Consider the following 16,554-nt stretch of genomic DNA (forward strand, 5'->3'; position numbering starts at 1 on the left):
CATTTTGCCGGTTGCTGATAACATTTTTGAAACAGCTTTATGTATTATATCACAATCATTAAAAATAGAAAGAGCCCGGGATTGTGCAGAAATCCGGGCTTTTTCGCGTTTTTTGTCTTATTGTGTAACATACTGGACACTGATCTTGTCCTGCGTAACGTTTAATTCCTTCATGACTTTATCGACAATCGTTACCGCTTGCTTAGCATCCAATTTTTCACTCAGAACCACTACTTTGTATTTATCAGCATCTTCCTCGCGGACGACTGCATTGGCGAATTGCTGCTGTAGCTCTTCTTCGATACCGGTAATTTTGGCCTGTTTATCTTCAAGTACATGTAATTCCTTTTGCGCCTCTGCAGCTTTCTGAGGTGTACTATCATTCATTGCCGTAGTCAGCTCGTCATTTTTCTTTTGATTTTCCACATCCCGCTCCAGCAAATAGTTGTCAATCACAGCTGCCGCTGTTGGTTGGGCTGCTTGTTCGTTTGCTACTTGATCAAGTACCTGCTTGTCGGTTTTGGCGCTAGAAGCTGCTTTGTCATCACTTTTAGCTGTCGTGTCTGTCTTAGCTGTAGTTGTGTTTTGATCGGATGCAGTCGATTCAGTAGCAGGGGCGGCGGCTGTGTCTTTACCGGCTTTTGATGATTCTGTTGCTGGATCAGTTGTAGAAGCCGTGTCCTTTGTGGAAGTCCCTGCTGTTCCGTCAGTTACTTCTCCATTGGTTACCACTTCATTTACTTTCAGTTCGTTCATTTGTTCTTCTGCCTTTGACGTTGCTTCCTGGGCAGCATCCTGTTTAACCTTGCTCACCTGCTCGCTGTCTGCCACGGGCGGATTCGCCGGACTAGAGTCCTCCGTAAACAAATAATATGCAGACAGTACCACCATTAAACTCAGCATGGACACCAGCCAAACGGTTTGTCTTTTATTATTCATGTTCTGTCCTCCATATTCATAAGTGGTTTGCAATATTAACTTCTTTGTTCTTCAATTCCATATTACCCCTGCTTACGCGGAACGACTGATATTTTGTATGAAGGTACGTTCAGTCCCTTCTGCACAGCATCCACAATGAGCTGCTTCACCGTAGGGTTTTCTGCCCCCATAGCCACAACAAGCACTCCCCTTACCTGTGGTTTTACTTTTTTCGTAACAATCGGAGTATGCTGACCACCAGATGATTCATAGGTGACAATCTCACCATCGCGTGTATATTGAGTAGTGTGCCTTTGTCCACCATTAGCGTCCGTCTCGTTATTTTCTTCCTGCATGTCCTTCACATTCCGTTGAACGATCACTTCTTCGGTAGAGTCTACCGTAACCATGACATCGACGGTTCCTACGCCAACAATCTGCTCTAGCATCTGTTTCATATTGTCCTCAAAAGCCTTCTCGATTCCGGCAAAGGAACTGTCCTCACCTACCGTTGTTTCTAACGCAGGCTCATTTTTCATTACGCCAGGCGGTTCCCTCCCTACGTTTTCCGGGTCGACTTTTTTCACATTAACGAATGAATTAAAGAGCATGATCGCTACACCGATAAGGCCAAGAATAAGTAGCCAACGAAATGAATTGAACCTTTTCGCTCCGTCCCCCCCTCCACCCATCCATTGCTCCAGCTTTTTCCTCCATTTACCCATTTCGGTTCACCTCCTGTTACCATTCATGTGTTCCATCCTGCGAATTAATCACCTGAACATGTGTGCTGTCGATCCCCCATTTTTCACGTAGAATGCCTGTGATTAAGCCAAAAGCTTTCTGATCCGCAGGTTTGCCATCCTCTGTGGTTTCGTCAGGACTACCATCATCTTCTCGCGTTCCTTCATTATGATTAGAGGTTTTTGACTGTGTCGGCTCTACACGAATATTCACTGTCTTTTCAGTTACAGGCTCCACGATAACCGGCTTGATATCTGTATCCGGCGGGACGTTTGTGTTTTTTTCTTTTTCTGCCTTCTGCTCCGCCAATTTGACCACTACTGACTGAACACCCGTTCCTGCCTCTAGCCCCGATTCTTTCTGCTGAATCTGCGCAAGGGTCACCTGGACCGACTGAATTGCTAACCCAGTGTACTGCTCCAATTGCCCTTTCATTTCCTTAGCTACCTCTTTGCCTGCCCATTGCATGGAACTTTGTTCCTGCTGTTGCTTTAGCTTGTTGCCTTTGGCTAAGATTTCCTCCAATGTCGGTTCCCTGTTACCTGTCTCTGCCTGGCGTTGCAGATCCAATGCTCGCCCCAGAACCTCTGAGGGACTGCTGCTCAGCAAGCGCACAATCGGAGATAGCAATGTCAGCAAAACAAGCAGGCTGAGTACGAGTTTGACATACCTTTCCATAGATCGGCTCGGTAAGATCATATCGACAAAAGAAGCCAGCAGCACGATTAGCACTAGTTCCTTGAGCCAGCCTCCCAGCCAGGTCACGTCACTCGCCTCCCTCTCGTTGGATTATGTGCATGTATTCACCTCATCATGACCGTCATATTGCCTGCTGCGAGCATGACGGTAATCGCAAGGAAGGACATTAATCCCACTGCCGCCAGTGCCGCAAAAACATAAATCATACTCTTGCCGATGGCATCCAAACATTCCACAATAGGCGTATCTCCCAAAGGCTGCATGATTGCTGCGGTCACTTTATAAATGAGAGCTAGTGTCAGAATCTTGAGAGCAGGAAAAGCGCATAGGAACAAAATAATGATGACTCCCACAAGACCGATGGCATTTTTAACGAGCAGTGATGCCGAAATGACCGTATCAGTTGCATCTGCCAGCGCCTTGCCTACCACTGGAACAAAGCTACCTGTAATATATTTAGCTGTACGGATTGTTAATCCGTCAGTAACCGAAGAGGTTAATCCCTGTACCGAAATGACTCCTAGAAAAATAGTCAGAAGCACTCCCAGCACGGCAACACCAGCGTTCCGCAGTAGGTCAGCTAACTGGGTCAGCTTGTATTTGCCCGTGAGCGAGTTGACCAAGTACAGCACAGCCGAGAAGAAAAGCAGCGGGAAAACAAGCGTATGAATGACTGTTCCGACCGTGTTGATCATAAATACAATCAGCGGGTGGGTCACCGAAACTGTGACAACGTTACCCATCGAGGCCAACATGGTAAACAGCAAGGGCAACATCGCCATCATGAAATGAATCATGCTGTCAATTGCTTCTTTGGCATAACCAATCGCTACACTAAAGCTATTAATCGCCAAAATGATAATGACCATGTAAACAATAGCGTAGGCAACTTTGCTGACCTGCTTGCTTTCAAAAGCGCTTTGCAGCGTTTCCAGCACCATACTCATAATGCTGAGCATGACGATGGTGACGAGCAGCTTGGCATTCACCCGGATTTCATGGATGAAAAAATCAGCTATAGCCATCAACACACCTTTTATGGTGAATCCTTCACCACCCGGAAGCAGCATGTCCATGAAAGAAGGCGTTTTCTGGTCAGGGAAAAATCCGCCGTATTGCTTCATGAGTCCGTCCCAATAATGTTCAACATCATCTTTGGGCATTTGCTCCGCCTGTTGTCTGATCCATTCGTTTGTAGGTGTATCTGCGAAGAGGACCGCAGCCGAGGCGCACCAGAGACATAGCAGCAAAATCACAATAACTTTGAGATTCGGCATGCCCCCCAGCCTTTTCATGGCATCACCCCCTCAGGCGGGCATCAGCTTCAGAATGGTATCAATAATAATGCTGATAATCGGGATTGCGAGTACCATGATGAGTACCTTTCCAGTAAGCTCTATCTTGGAAGCAATACCGTCTTGTCCCGCATCCCGTACGATCTGTGCTCCAAATTCAGCAATATAAGCGATACCGATTATTTTTAATACGGTTTTAAAATAAATCATGTCCATGCCTGAAGACCTGGCCAGTCGCTCCAGCACGGCAACCACAGATCCGATCTTGCCAATCAGCAGCAAAAAAATGACGATTCCCGCAGCTGTTGCAATCAAAAAGGCAAACATCGGCTTCTGTTCCTTGATAACTAAGATGAGGACTGTGGCAACGAGGGCGAAGCCCACCACTTGAATGATTTCCATGTGTTCACCTACTGAAAAAGAAAAATAGATTTGATCTCTTGCAGAAGGTTATCCAGCATTCGCACCACCATGAACAGCACTACAACGAAACCGATGACCGTCACCCAATGGGCCATGTCTTCCTTGCCCATTTGCTTTAGTACGGTATGAATCATAGCGATAATAATGCCAATTCCGGCAATCTGGAAAATTGCGTTCACTTCTAAATTCATTCGAGCACCCCGCTAATAGATCAAAATGACGATCAATGCTCCGATCAGCAGTCCCAGGCTTCTGCTCATACGCTCGTATCTCACCTGATCTGCCTGCGCCTGCGCTTCTTCATGGGATAACTGCTGGATGGTCAGCGCAATGTGCTTGATCTGGTCCTCACGGTCGCTGGTTCCAAGGCTGTAAGCAAGCTGACGCATCGCTTCCTTCTCGGCCTGCTTCATAGAGGAACGGCTCCACGAGACTTCAATCGCTTTATGCAAGCTTTCTCTGGCGGTCAGGCCAAACGAGGGGTGCATCCAGCGTGAGGCTTGCTGAAACAGAGAGCGCAGCGGCTCTCGCAAGGGCTCTCCTGTCTTGGCGAAAGCATCTGGTAACGGAGACACCCCGTAAGAAACCTCGGTGGTCAGTCTTTGCAGTGCGAGAATTAACTCTCTGATTTGCCGCGGCCTCATGGCAAATTGCCTTGCCCGCTGCCAGCCTGCCAGTGTGGTGGCTAGTATAACCAAGACAGCTCCCAGCAGCTTAAGCATAGGAGATGCCCCCGTTCTGCCCTTCCCCAGGCAGTGTCAGCCTGCGCTGCTTGGCATCTGCCAGACGAAAAGAGAGGCCCCGGCTCGTCCGCTCCAGCATGACGTAGAGCTGGAACAGCTCCTGTCCTGTAGCTAATCCAGCAAAGGCAGATCGGCTCGCCATTTCAGCCACATCGCGACCATGTGCGGAAGCAATGACTGCGATGCCTGCGTGAAGTGCTTCACGCACCGCCTCTGCATCTTCTGGCCGCCCGATTTCATCAACAATCAGGACATCCGGTGACATCGAGCGAATCATCATCATCATGCCCTCTGCTTTCGGGCATCCGTCCAATACATCGGTGCGAGGTCCGACATCAAAACCGGGGATGCCCTTGTGACTGCCAGCAATCTCAGAGCGTTCATCTATAATACCCACCTTAAGTCCATTTCGTCGCCCTCCGTTGCTTTCCATCCCTCCGTAACTCAGTTGCCGAGCCAAGTCCCTAAGCAACGTCGTCTTGCCATGCTGAGGCGGTGACAAGATGAGCGTATGCCGTATCATTCCAGATTTTCGATCCGCTACATAAGGCAATATCCGATCAGCTATGCCAGGAATGGCCCGAGCAATTCGTACATTAAAGCTGCTTATATCTCGCAAATGCTCTACTCGCCCTCGGTTGAGCACGGTTCTCCCTGCCAAGCCAATACGATGACCGCCAGGGATCGTAATAAACCCTTTGCGAAGCTCCTCTTCCATGGTGTACAGGGAATGATTACTGATAAAATCCAGTAATCGGTGGGCATCCTCGCGGTTAGGCTTATAGGCTTCAACAGGATTCAAAGTCAGCCGACCAGAAGTCGTAACAAAATGATGATCACCATTCGCATTAACTTCCAGCGGCCTTCCTTCCCGGATCCGGATTTCTTCCAGTTGCTTAAATACGGTTTCTGGAAGCCTTCCGAGTATACCGTGCAACGGTTCCGGAAATAACTCCAGCCAGTCCATACCAGTGCCGCCCCCTCACAGTTGTCCTTTTTCTTTAAGACAAGTCTATGGCTGACTCTCGCTTTTTATGCCGAAAATATATTGAAAATTCAGTCGAACATTTGCTCACTCCTATCCACGCTCAGCGGACCTTTCCCCCGCTCATTCAAGCCCCTTTCCCTGCTTTATATAATAAAAAAAGGCTCCCTCTAAGCCTTGGCGGCTAAGGGATACCCTTAAATAAAAAAGCTAGATTTAGAGCAAAAAGAGGCTGCTCCACAGTCTGACTCTCACTGATGGAACAACCTCTTAACCTACTGCTGTATTCTATGATTTATCCATCTATAACTAGGGAGCGTATAATATATTCCCCGTTATAGCGTTTCTCTAAATCATTTGATGTTATTAACGACGGTCTTTAGGTCCGCCCACAAACGCTTGCTCCTCGGTATCCAGATTATAAGCTGTATGCAACGCTTGAATAACCTCATGAAGCTTTCCAGCTTCAATTACACACGATACCTTGATTTCGGATGTGCTTACCATTTTAATGCTAACGCCTTGCTCGGCCAGCACGGCAAACATTTGCGCTGCAACACCCGGGTGGCTAACCATTCCCGCACCTACAATGGATACCTTTACCAGATTTTCCTCAGACGTTACTTCACGGTATGGAAGCTCTCCGCGAATACCTTCCAGTGTCTTAAGTGCAGCTTCACGATCCGTCAGAGCTACTGTAAAGGAGAAATCTGCTTTTCCAGCTTCAACCCCGCTCTGCACAATAATGTCTACATCAATTTTGGCTGCTGCCAGTGTTCCGAAAACTTTTGCCAGTACACCAGGGATATCTGCAACGCCCAAAATACTGATTCTTGCTACATTTTTATCATATGCAATTCCACTGACTACAACGCCTTGCTCCATTACTGCATCCTCCTTTACGACTGTTCCTTCATTATGGTTAAAACTGGACCGCACAATCAACGGTACCCGGTTATGTTTGGCATACTCTACCGCACGGGGATGTAAAACAGCCGCACCTAAATTGGCTAATTCCAGCATCTCATCATAAGAAATTTCTTTTAGCTTACGTGCCACCTTCACGATTCGTGGATCTGTTGAATATATGCCGTCCACATCCGTGTAAATTTCACAGGCATCCGCTTGAATCGCCGCCGCCAGCGCAACGGCCGTCGTATCAGAACCACCACGTCCCAGCGTAGTAATATCTCCATCTGCAGACATCCCCTGGAAACCAGCTACAACAACAATCTTGTTGCTGCTCAGTGCATCCAGCACACGCTGAGGTTGAATATCCGTAATCCGTGCCCGACCAAAGTCAGATTCAGTACGGAAGCCAGCCTGCCATCCTGTAAACGATACAGCTTCATGACCCAGCTGCTGAATAGCCATCGACAACAATGCGATTGAAATTTGCTCGCCTGTCGTCATCAACATATCCAGCTCACGTGCAGGCAACTGCTCATTTAATAATTTAGCCTGGTCAATCAATTCGTCTGTCGTGTCTCCCATTGCGGAAACGACCACTACACATTGATGCCCTTCACTCTGTTTCTCAACGACGCGTTTTGCCACGCGTTTCATGCGCTCCGTGTCACCGACGGAACTGCCTCCGAATTTCATGACATACAAAGACAACGATATTCACTCCCTCAGACTCACAGTATGTAACCTTGAGATGGCACCAAACGATTTGAACGTGACATCCTGCGGCATAACTTTAGTACAGTATAATACGAAAGTGCTGTGTGGAGCCAATGTTTTTTAATATTCCTATATATAAAAATATCCCCCGCCCTTAACAAGGACAGAGGATACCAGAAACTGTAAATTCTATGCGCGTGACATGTATTTCCCGTCACGAGTATCAATTAACAATACGTCATCTTGGTTAATAAACAGAGGAACTTGAACATTCAAACCTGTTTCCAGTTTGGCATTTTTGGTTGCACCTGTAGCTGTATTCCCTTTAATACCTGGTTCTGTTTCAATTACTTTGAGCTCCACGCTGGTAGGCAAGTTGATACCCAGGATTTCTCCGTTGTAACTTATGATGTTTACATTCATGTTTTCTTTCAGGAAGTTAAGCTCCCATTTCAGTTGATCGCTGGACAATGTAAATTGATCATATGTTTCGTTGTCCATGAATGTGTGATCGTCTGCACTAGCATACAGATAAGATACACCACGATTTTCGATTTGCGCCCGGCCAATTGTTTCACCCGCACGGAATGTACGTTCAACCGTATTACCGTTACGCAGGTTTTTCAACTTGGAGCGTACGAATGCTGCGCCTTTACCTGGTTTTACGTGTTGAAAATCCAGAACTGTAAAAATATCTCCGTCTACCTCGACGGTCAAACCTGTTTTAAAATCATTAACGTTAATCACTAAAATACCCCTCCTACAGGACTGTTATCGTTATTAAACGACTGTAAATTCTTTGCTCGAATGCGTTAATACTTTGATGCCGCTATCTGTAATAACGATATCATCCTCGATCCGTACACCGCCCAATCCAGGCACATAGATACCTGGTTCGACCGTTACAACCATGCCCGGCTCCAGAATATCATCACTTGCCTTCGACAGACGTGTAGATTCATGCACTTCAAGACCCAGACCATGACCTGTACTGTGTCCGAAATTGTCTCCATAGCCATGGCTCGCAATAATATCCCGGGTCAACGCATCCGCTTCACGGCCTGTCATGCCCGGCTTAATATGTTCGAGTGCGTGAAGCTGCGCCTTAAGTACAATATCATAGATCTCGCGCAACTGAGGCGCCAAATCCCCTTGTGTAGCCACTGTACGGGTCAAATCGGAGCAATAGCCATCCAGCAACGCACCAAAATCAAACGTAATCAGCTCACCTGCTTGTACTAACTTTGCACTGGCTACTCCATGAGGCAATGCCGAACGAACTCCGGATGCCACAATCGTGTCAAATGAAGAAGAAGTAGCTCCCTGCTTGCGCATGAAGAATTCCATTTCCAGATCCAGCTCACGCTCGCTGACTCCTGGTTTGATGTAAGGTAAAATGTGTGCAAATGTAGCATCTGCCAAATCCGCTGCCCGTTGCATCACTTCCAGCTCTTCCGCATCCTTGTACACCCGCAGCTTTTCCACAATGCCCGATACCGGAACCAGCTTAATAGGTGACAAATCTTCGCTGTAAGCTTTATGTGTCGCAACAGTTACATCATCCTGCTCAAAGCCTGTTTCGCTAATCTGATGGGAGGACAGCAATTCTTTTACTGTTTCCATGACCTGCGCAGCGTGCTGCACTACCGTAAAGCCTTGGGCTTGTTCGGTCGCTTGTGTCATATAACGAAAGTCAGTCAGCAAATAGCTATGGGATTCTGTAATCAGCACATAACCCGCTGAACCTGTGAAGCCTGTCAAATATCGACGATTGACAGGGCTAGTAATCAGCATAGCCCGCAGATTATGCTCGCCCAGCGCCTGCCGCAACTTTAGCACCCGGTCATTCTTCATCTTCATTCCGCTCCCCTCTGTCAAATAACCAAATGCTATTTTAACACAGGGGATAGGCGCTTGAGAAGTTTTTGTTACGTTCTGCCCCCAGCCTTCTCAGGCTCGCGCATTCTTTCATCCGTATACTCGACTGCAACGGTATATCCGATAAATAGTCCCCACAGTATAAATACACAAACTTCCGTATATATGGAATTCCATGTTAACCGATAAGGAGGGTTCATCATCCCTAACTTAGGACCTGTTAACACAAATAAAACAACCCACCAAATCAGACCGTATATAATACCGGGTATAGGGCCATTAAACCTGCGCAAAATCAAAGTGTACACCAATGACGCTACAACGGACAATGCAATAAAAAACAGCAGCCCTACCAAATGCCCTGCCATGGTGTTCATGAACGAATGCTTAAAAAACGGCTCTGCCAGAAAGCCAGGCGCCACTACTGTAAAGTGCAGCGTATAAAACAGCCAGCGCAGCAATCCCCAGAGCAAACCCGCAAAAAAACCCAGCTCAAGTGCAAAGGGAATAAGCGGTGTATGTACTTTGCCTGACTGTTGTCTGCCTCTACTACTGTTGTCATTATGATTACGTTGATCTTGAGATTCGCGAGACTGTTCCTGGTCATGACCTATTTTCGGTATAGAGTAAGTTTCACTCATGTGGTTGGATCTCCTTTCAAAATGCATAAATTTTCTCATGGTAAAGACTCATTGTTATAAAGAAAAGCATGTGTACTTCCACCAGATTCGTGCCTATCCATTTTGAGAGGTAGTATGCTCCAGTGGGGGGTATTTTAACAATGAAATTGAATGGATTTTGTATTCTTTTCATTGACAAAAATTCAATCCTGTTTCACAATATAATGATGAAAATGATAATCATTATCATTTTATAATACGTTTATACAGGAGAACGCAATCTATGAAAAAGGGATTTATCGGATTCTTATTGTTACTGACTTTTATGCTCACACTGGCAGGTTGTGGAGCAACTGACAATGCAGCGAATAAAGGCCAGACAGCTACGTCGGGTAGCAAACCTACTAAAGCAGCGACCGGTCCTGTGACAGTAAAGCATAACCGTGGTGAGCTCACGCTTGACAAGCCCGCTCAGCGTGTCGTAGTACTGGAATGGACATTCACGGAGGATTTGATTGCATTGGGCGTGCAGCCGGTTGGTAATGCGGACAATGCCAACTATAAGGTGTATGTGACTCCAGAGGCAGCTCTGGACAGTAACGTGGTCGATGTCGGTACACGCAACGAGCCTAATTTGGAGGCGATTGCTGCATTAAAGCCGGATCTCATCATCTCCAACTTTGATGGGAATGAAGCAATCTATGAGCAACTCAAGGCTATCGCACCGACGATTGAATATAATCTGAACGATGGTAACGGCTACGACTATGATAAGATGGTAGAGATTTTTAATAGTATCGCAGTCGCTCTTGGAAAAGAGGATAAAGCTAAGCAGGTGCTTGCCGATCTGGATCAGCATTATGCCGAAGCCAAACAAAAGCTCGCCGCTGCAGACAAGTCGGATTTTCATTTTATACTGACACAGGCTTTCACTTCCCAAAATGCAGCCAGCCTGCGTATGTTTTCAGATAATTCAGTCGTCGTGGGAACATTGGCGAAGATCGGTTTGGTCAACGATTGGAAACCGAGCAAGGTTGAATCATATGGCTTTTCAACTGTAGGCATTGAAGCTCTGTCAGCTGTTCAGGACAGTAACTTTATCTATATTGTGCAGCCGGACGATAATGTTTTCGGCTCATCTATGAAAAATAATTCTGTTTGGAACGGTTTGAAATTCGTCAAAGAAAAACGTACTTATCCGTTGGCCAGTACAACATGGACGTTTGGCGGTCCGGTCTCGTCAAAGGGACTGGTTGATGGAGTAGTAGGGGCAATCACGCAATAAATTTCATGTTGACGATTCCGTCTGGATTTATAACTGACGATAATAAGCATTTATGGGGGCAGTTTGACCGCTCTCATAAATGCTTTTTTAAACCTATGGTATGAGTCTCCCCCACACACTACAAGGATTTCCATCTTCTCCGTTATGACTAATTAGCCTTTTCAAATGATAAAATTAGCAGTCACCACATCCCATTTTCGTCTAACTAGATATTCCCTTCCAAATTCGATACAATATACAAAAAAGCATGTATTAAGAGAGGTGAGACGGTTGTCACAAGCATCCAAGCCTGTGAGCTACGGCGGTCAGGCAGTCATTGAAGGTGTCATGTTCGGCGGCAAGCGTGTCAATGTCACGGCAGTTCGCCGCAAATCTGGCGAAATCACATATTTGGAAGTACCACGCAAGGAGCAATCCTGGGTGTCCAAATTCCGCAGAATTCCGTTATTGCGGGGGATTGTCAGCATCATCGACTCCAGTGCCAAGGGTACCAAGCATTTGAACTATTCAGCCGATGCGTATGCTGATGATGAAGTAGATCCAGAAGAACGCGCTGAACAAAAGAAAAAAGAGGAATCCCGTTGGAGCCTGAGCATGATGATCGGCGTGGCTGCGGTCGGTATATTGTCCTTCCTCTTTGGCAAAATTGTATTAACCCTCGTTCCAGTTGTTGTGGAGAGTTTCCTGTTTGACGGTTTGTTTCACAACCAGATTTTGCATAATCTCGCTGAAGGAGCTATTAAGCTGATTTTGCTGCTGGCTTATTTATGGGGTATTTCCCAGACTCCGTTAATCAAGCGACTGTTTCAATATCACGGCGCGGAGCATAAAGTGATTACTGCATTTGAAGCAGGGGAAGAACTAACTCCAGCCAACGTACAAAAATATAGTCGACTGCATTACCGCTGCGGCAGCAGCTTTATTATGCTCACCGTGATTATCGGGGTACTTGTCTATTCCCTGTTTACCTACGATAATCTGTGGGAGCGCATGGGGCAACGTCTTTTACTGCTTCCGATCGTATTGGGTCTTTCTTTTGAATTCCTCAAGCTGACCAATGCACTTCGGGAAATTCCAGTGCTTCGTTATCTAGGTTACCCCGGCCTATGGCTGCAGTTGCTTACCACCAAAGAACCGACCGATGATCAAGTCGAGGTATCGATTGCCTCATTTAAGCGTATGCTTGAATTGGATGCTGAGTTGGAAAATGTACCTGTAAAGGAGACCCTCAACAGTCCGGTCCTTGATCCTGTGAAAGGATGAGTGAATGATGTACAGACATGCCGTTATTTTCTGGCTTACCCTTGCTTTGGGCGCATATGGAATTATAGATATGCTATGGAAAGGTAGCTGGGGCTTTCTCATTAGTTTACTAATCCCTGTTTTTATTTTTGCAGTTATATTTCTGCTGTACAAATACCAGCCTGGACAACGCAAGCGAACTCCCAAAATTAAGCCCTCTGTGCGCACCATGGCCAAAACAGCCAGCACACGTAAGCAGCAAACTACAAGCAAACGCAAAACTTATCCTTTTCATGTGATTGAAGGGTCCAAGGGTAAAAATGAAGAGGAACAGCCAAAGTACCATTAATAATCATTTCCTTTAAAATGTAGCACAAAGGAGCCATCACCCGTGTTTTGAAATATGACCGGGAAGAGGCTCCTTTTTTACTTTCATTAAATTACTTCACCTGCCAGTAAGTGGTGCTTATTTCATGGCGTACATGGTATCTTTCATCAATTGATACTTACTATACTGCTGCTGGTAAGAAGTGATACTCCATTTGTGGAAAAAAGCTTCTCCTGCCTGCACACCGGAAGCATATAACAAATCACTTTGCTCTAGTGAAATGCTGAATTGTGCTGTGCGGATACCTAAAGTTGGAATTTTAATGGTCCGATACCGATTCTCCTGCTCAATATACCGTTCATCATGTGCCGATAGCATTGTATCAAAAATAGCCTGCAGCATGGTCAATGGGCCTCGTATATAAGAAACTTTGGTCTCCGTCCCTGTTTTGCCCACCATTTGAAACCCTACCGTTGGAATCGTTTTGGCCTCACGTTCATTTACAGGCTCATCAAAAAGCCACAAAGGCAAATTACTGAGCAAGGCCCCGTCAACTACAAATACAAATTGCTGGGAAAAGGTTTTTCCCTTGGCAAGTGCAGAATCAAGTCTTAACATAACAGGATCAAAAAAATAAGGGATACTGGTGCTCATCCGAATGGCCTTGGCTACCTCCAGCGAAGAGGGGTTTATACCAAAACGTTTGATGTCTTCAGGAAGCACCAAAATGCGTCCATTCGTAATGTCTGATGCAATAATGCGCAGCTTGCCAGGAGGTAGATCCGCGAACGTACGCACTCCTTTAGCTCGTAACAGCTCGCGTACCCAATGCTCCAGTGCCTCCCCTGAGTAGAGCCCTTTTTTAAGAAAGATACGTGCTGCTGGCCCAACCCACTTAATGTTGAATACTGGAGAACGTCGTAACAACTTGACCAAGGGGGTTTTCTCAATTACGGCTTTCATTTCATCCGCCGTATATCCCGCAGCCAATAAAGCAGCTACAATAGCACCTGATGATGTACCTGCCAAACGATTGAATACAATATCATGATCCTCGGCAGCCTTAACTGCACCCGCCAGCGATATTCCCTTAACCCCTCCACCCTGGAACACAGCATTGATCAGCATAGATCAAAAAACCTCCGTTCTCTTGGGAGTAAGCAGTTCTACTGCTTATCTATGAGAACGGAGGTCCATATAGAACCTAAATGATCCAATTTATATCATAATTGATAATAATTTTGAAGAAGTTGAATGAGTCCGTATGGATTTTTGCGCAAATGCTGTGCACTAAAATAAATATCCCCATTAACCTGTTTATAATTCTCGTTCAGTTCAAGCTGCTTAATTAACTCTTGAGCTGATTGCCACCCTTTTTCAGGGGTGCCGATTTTATAAGGAGAATGACCGATATACAGCTTAACATCTGAATTTTTGACCTCATTGGACCACCATGCGACAAGCTTGTCATATCCAGCCGCTGGAAAGCCGATACTCCAGTAAATTTGTGGAGCTACATAATCAATCCATTCTTTATTAATCCAGGTTCTTACATCCGCAAATGTCGTGTCATATGCAGTAACGCCTGCCTTGGTGTCTGAACCCGTTATGTCCTGAGACTTGTTGCGCCACACCCCAAAAGGACTAATCCCGAATTGAACTTTCGACTTGCTGGTATGAATGCTTTTGCCCAAATCGCGAACAAAACTATTCACATTATCTCTCCGCCAGTCACCTTTATTAGAGATTTTGTTGGCGTTATATGCTTTGAAGGTTGCATCATCATCAAAAGTCCCGCTGTAAGGATAAAAATAATCGTCCAAATGGACTCCGTCAATATCGTATCCGTTTACGACTTCCATAATCGCATCAATGACATGCTGACGTGCAGCCGGGATTCCGGGGTTGATGTACAACTGGCTGCCATTTTTAACAATCCAATCTGGATGTTGATTAGCCACATGGTTGGCTGCTAAACCGCTAGTTGTTCCTGTAGAATTCGCACGGAACGGATTAAACCAGGCATGGAATTCCATCCCTCGCTTGTGTGATTCGCTAATCATATATTTCAGGGGATCATAGCCAGGATTTTTCCCCTGGGTATTGGTCAAATACTTGCTCCATGGCACAAGATCAGACGGATAAAGCGCATCTCCGCTGGCACGAACCTGAACGAATACCGCGTTAATGCCCATGCCCTGCAAATCATCGAGCATTTTTGTAAACTCCTGCTTTTGCTTCTCGGAGCTGCTTCGGGCAGCCGAAGAAGGCCAATCTCCATTAATGGTGGAAATCCATGCTCCACGCATAGAGGTAGCCTTCACGTGAGCCATATTTCCCTGTGAGGAACCTGAACCTCCCTCATTGGTAGAGGTAGACGGTGAGGTGACGGCGTCCTGTCCATCATCATTGGCTCCCTGATCCGTACTAACACTTTCCTGATTGCCAGATGTTGAGTTATTTGATGTTGAACTACTGCTTCCCACTGAAGTGTTTCCACCAGTAGAGGCACCTTCCTTACCACTGCTTAACGTAATGACCCGTTCTGAGGCTTGCCAGTCTACTTTTAATCCCAACTCTTCCCCAACAAAACGCAGTGGTACCATAACTCTCCCACTTGACATACGCGCAGATGCGTCCAAGCGAACCGACTTACCATTCACAGTAGCGCTTTGTGCACCATTATCCATAGATATATTTTTGTTCTGTGCTGTAATCGTTACCGTACCAGACGATGCCGACCAGTTAACCTGAGCGCCTAATCCCTCACTAATCACTCGCAAAGGAACCATCGTGACATTCGCTCCCTGTACAATGTACGGTGACGCATCATTTTGCAGGGACTGTCCGTCCAATATAATCTCAATCTCACCAGTTGGTGCCGCTTGAACTCCAGGCACGATGGCAGTCTGTACTGCTAAGAGTAGACCCGCAGCCATGAGCCCTATTTTCTTACGATTCATATCTTTATAATCCTCCACTACCCCTGTTAATTTTAACCCCTATCTTGTCCTGCTATATAATGGATAGACGCTATTAACCGGATATTTGTTGCGGTCAGGACAAATAAAAAAAGCATCGTCCGTAAGGACAGATGCTTTTAGGAATCTCCACTTAATTCCTTGTGTATGTCATGAAGCTGGCGCAAGCGATCTTCATCCCGGCGGAAATATTCAACCAATGTCTCGATACGGGTGATGGAATCCCAGCTCAAATGGTGTTCAATACCTTCCACATCTTTATATATCAGGTCCTTGTCAACCCCAATCATATCCAGAAATTGCTCTAGTAGCTGGTGGCGGTCAACCAACCGTTTGCCAACCTTTTTCCCTTTTGGTGTCAAAATCAGTCCCCGATACTTCTCATATACAAGATAATCGTCCTTATCCAACTTCTGAATCATCTTGGTGACGGACGAAGGATGCACTTCCAAACCTTCTGCGATATCCGAGACACGAGCATATCCCTTCTCATCGATCAGTTGGTAAATGCGCTCCAAATAATCTTCCATGCTTGGCGTTGGCACTTGTTTCCCTCTTTTCTGTTATTGAACGGGCGCTTACCGCCTTCATTTCCTGCATTAAACCTACTATGTAATGATACATGTTATCATCGCCCATTGGCAAGTCTCGTCCCTCCACTCACATCTATTGCCACGATTTGTTCAATTTAAGCAGGGTACACTAATGTTGTCGCCCCTGTCTCGTTGCTTTCTGCGGAGATACTTTAGAGTTGGACACCAGAGCACAGAGGATTTATTTCGAAAGG

Annotated in this window: 18 protein-coding genes; 3 read left to right on the plus strand and 15 right to left on the minus strand. The window is 46.1% G+C overall.

Going from position 1 to position 16,554, the window contains the following annotated elements:
* Positions 1-117: 117 nt before the first annotated feature.
* The 12 genes from ACU1JV_RS02490 to ACU1JV_RS02545 form a co-directional block, all read right to left on the minus strand.
* Positions 118-939 carry a SpoIIIAH-like family protein gene (locus ACU1JV_RS02490; protein ID WP_058711536.1) on the minus strand — a complete coding sequence of 274 codons (822 nt, stop codon included), beginning with the start codon at positions 937-939 and terminating at the stop codon, positions 118-120.
* 62 nt (positions 940-1,001) lie between these two features.
* Positions 1,002-1,643: a stage III sporulation protein AG gene (spoIIIAG, locus tag ACU1JV_RS02495; protein WP_413986582.1), complete on the minus strand. Its 642-nt coding sequence runs from the start codon at positions 1,641-1,643 to the stop codon at positions 1,002-1,004.
* Positions 1,644-1,659: 16 nt separating this feature from the next.
* Complete coding sequence (locus ACU1JV_RS02500) at positions 1,660-2,427, minus strand: stage III sporulation protein AF (RefSeq protein ID WP_413986583.1); 768 nt, start codon at positions 2,425-2,427, stop codon at positions 1,660-1,662.
* A gap of 38 nt (positions 2,428-2,465) precedes the next feature.
* Positions 2,466-3,656: a stage III sporulation protein AE gene (gene spoIIIAE / locus ACU1JV_RS02505; protein WP_013371784.1), complete on the minus strand. Its 1,191-nt coding sequence runs from the start codon at positions 3,654-3,656 to the stop codon at positions 2,466-2,468.
* A 12-nt stretch (positions 3,657-3,668) separates the two neighbouring features.
* Positions 3,669-4,058: a stage III sporulation protein AD gene (gene spoIIIAD / locus ACU1JV_RS02510; RefSeq protein WP_013371785.1), complete on the minus strand. Its 390-nt coding sequence runs from the start codon at positions 4,056-4,058 to the stop codon at positions 3,669-3,671.
* A gap of 8 nt (positions 4,059-4,066) precedes the next feature.
* On the minus strand, positions 4,067-4,270 hold the full coding sequence (gene spoIIIAC / locus ACU1JV_RS02515) for a stage III sporulation protein AC (RefSeq protein ID WP_010345636.1): 204 nt from the start codon (positions 4,268-4,270) through the stop codon (positions 4,067-4,069).
* A gap of 12 nt (positions 4,271-4,282) precedes the next feature.
* Positions 4,283-4,801, minus strand: a complete 519-nt coding sequence (gene spoIIIAB / locus ACU1JV_RS02520) for a stage III sporulation protein SpoIIIAB (RefSeq protein WP_013371786.1) — start codon at positions 4,799-4,801, stop codon at positions 4,283-4,285.
* Positions 4,794-5,789, minus strand: a complete 996-nt coding sequence (spoIIIAA, locus tag ACU1JV_RS02525; protein WP_413986584.1) for a stage III sporulation protein AA — start codon at positions 5,787-5,789, stop codon at positions 4,794-4,796. The genes spoIIIAB and spoIIIAA overlap by 8 nt, the downstream gene beginning before the upstream one ends.
* Positions 5,790-6,173: 384 nt before the next feature.
* The gene (locus ACU1JV_RS02530) at positions 6,174-7,427 is read right to left on the minus strand and encodes an aspartate kinase (protein ID WP_013371788.1); all 1,254 of its coding nucleotides are present in this window, start codon (positions 7,425-7,427) and stop codon (positions 6,174-6,176) included.
* Positions 7,428-7,622: 195 nt separating this feature from the next.
* Positions 7,623-8,180, minus strand: a complete 558-nt coding sequence (efp, locus tag ACU1JV_RS02535; RefSeq protein ID WP_013371789.1) for an elongation factor P — start codon at positions 8,178-8,180, stop codon at positions 7,623-7,625.
* A 33-nt stretch (positions 8,181-8,213) separates the two neighbouring features.
* Complete coding sequence (locus tag ACU1JV_RS02540; RefSeq protein WP_040103444.1) at positions 8,214-9,287, minus strand: M24 family metallopeptidase; 1,074 nt, start codon at positions 9,285-9,287, stop codon at positions 8,214-8,216.
* Between the two features lie 74 nt (positions 9,288-9,361).
* Positions 9,362-9,952 carry a YqhR family membrane protein gene (locus ACU1JV_RS02545; RefSeq protein WP_058829765.1) on the minus strand — a complete coding sequence of 197 codons (591 nt, stop codon included), beginning with the start codon at positions 9,950-9,952 and terminating at the stop codon, positions 9,362-9,364.
* A gap of 262 nt (positions 9,953-10,214) precedes the next feature.
* On the opposite strand from ACU1JV_RS02545, the gene ACU1JV_RS02550 reads away from it, so the two are divergent.
* The 3 genes from ACU1JV_RS02550 to ACU1JV_RS02560 all read left to right on the plus strand — a co-directional run bounded on the left by ACU1JV_RS02550 (position 10,215) and on the right by ACU1JV_RS02560 (position 12,807).
* Entirely contained in the window at positions 10,215-11,216 is a 1,002-nt protein-coding gene (locus tag ACU1JV_RS02550) for an ABC transporter substrate-binding protein (protein WP_025675009.1), read from the plus strand.
* A gap of 270 nt (positions 11,217-11,486) precedes the next feature.
* Complete coding sequence (locus ACU1JV_RS02555; protein WP_013371793.1) at positions 11,487-12,479, plus strand: DUF1385 domain-containing protein; 993 nt, start codon at positions 11,487-11,489, stop codon at positions 12,477-12,479.
* Positions 12,480-12,486: 7 nt separating this feature from the next.
* Positions 12,487-12,807: a hypothetical protein gene (locus ACU1JV_RS02560; RefSeq protein WP_170973184.1), complete on the plus strand. Its 321-nt coding sequence runs from the start codon at positions 12,487-12,489 to the stop codon at positions 12,805-12,807.
* A gap of 117 nt (positions 12,808-12,924) precedes the next feature.
* Here the strand turns inward: ACU1JV_RS02560 and ACU1JV_RS02565 are convergent, their stop codons facing one another.
* From ACU1JV_RS02565 to mntR, 3 genes are all read right to left on the minus strand, one after another.
* A complete protein-coding gene (locus ACU1JV_RS02565; protein ID WP_013371795.1) occupies positions 12,925-13,914 on the minus strand; it encodes a patatin-like phospholipase family protein in 990 nt (329 codons plus the stop codon).
* Positions 13,915-14,009: 95 nt separating this feature from the next.
* Positions 14,010-15,749 carry a family 10 glycosylhydrolase gene (locus tag ACU1JV_RS02570; protein WP_413986585.1) on the minus strand — a complete coding sequence of 580 codons (1,740 nt, stop codon included), beginning with the start codon at positions 15,747-15,749 and terminating at the stop codon, positions 14,010-14,012.
* 137 nt (positions 15,750-15,886) lie between these two features.
* On the minus strand, positions 15,887-16,312 hold the full coding sequence (mntR, locus tag ACU1JV_RS02575; RefSeq protein ID WP_007430946.1) for a transcriptional regulator MntR: 426 nt from the start codon (positions 16,310-16,312) through the stop codon (positions 15,887-15,889).
* Positions 16,313-16,554: the final 242 nt, after the last annotated feature.

The organism is Paenibacillus sp. T2-29 (assembly GCF_052921365.1).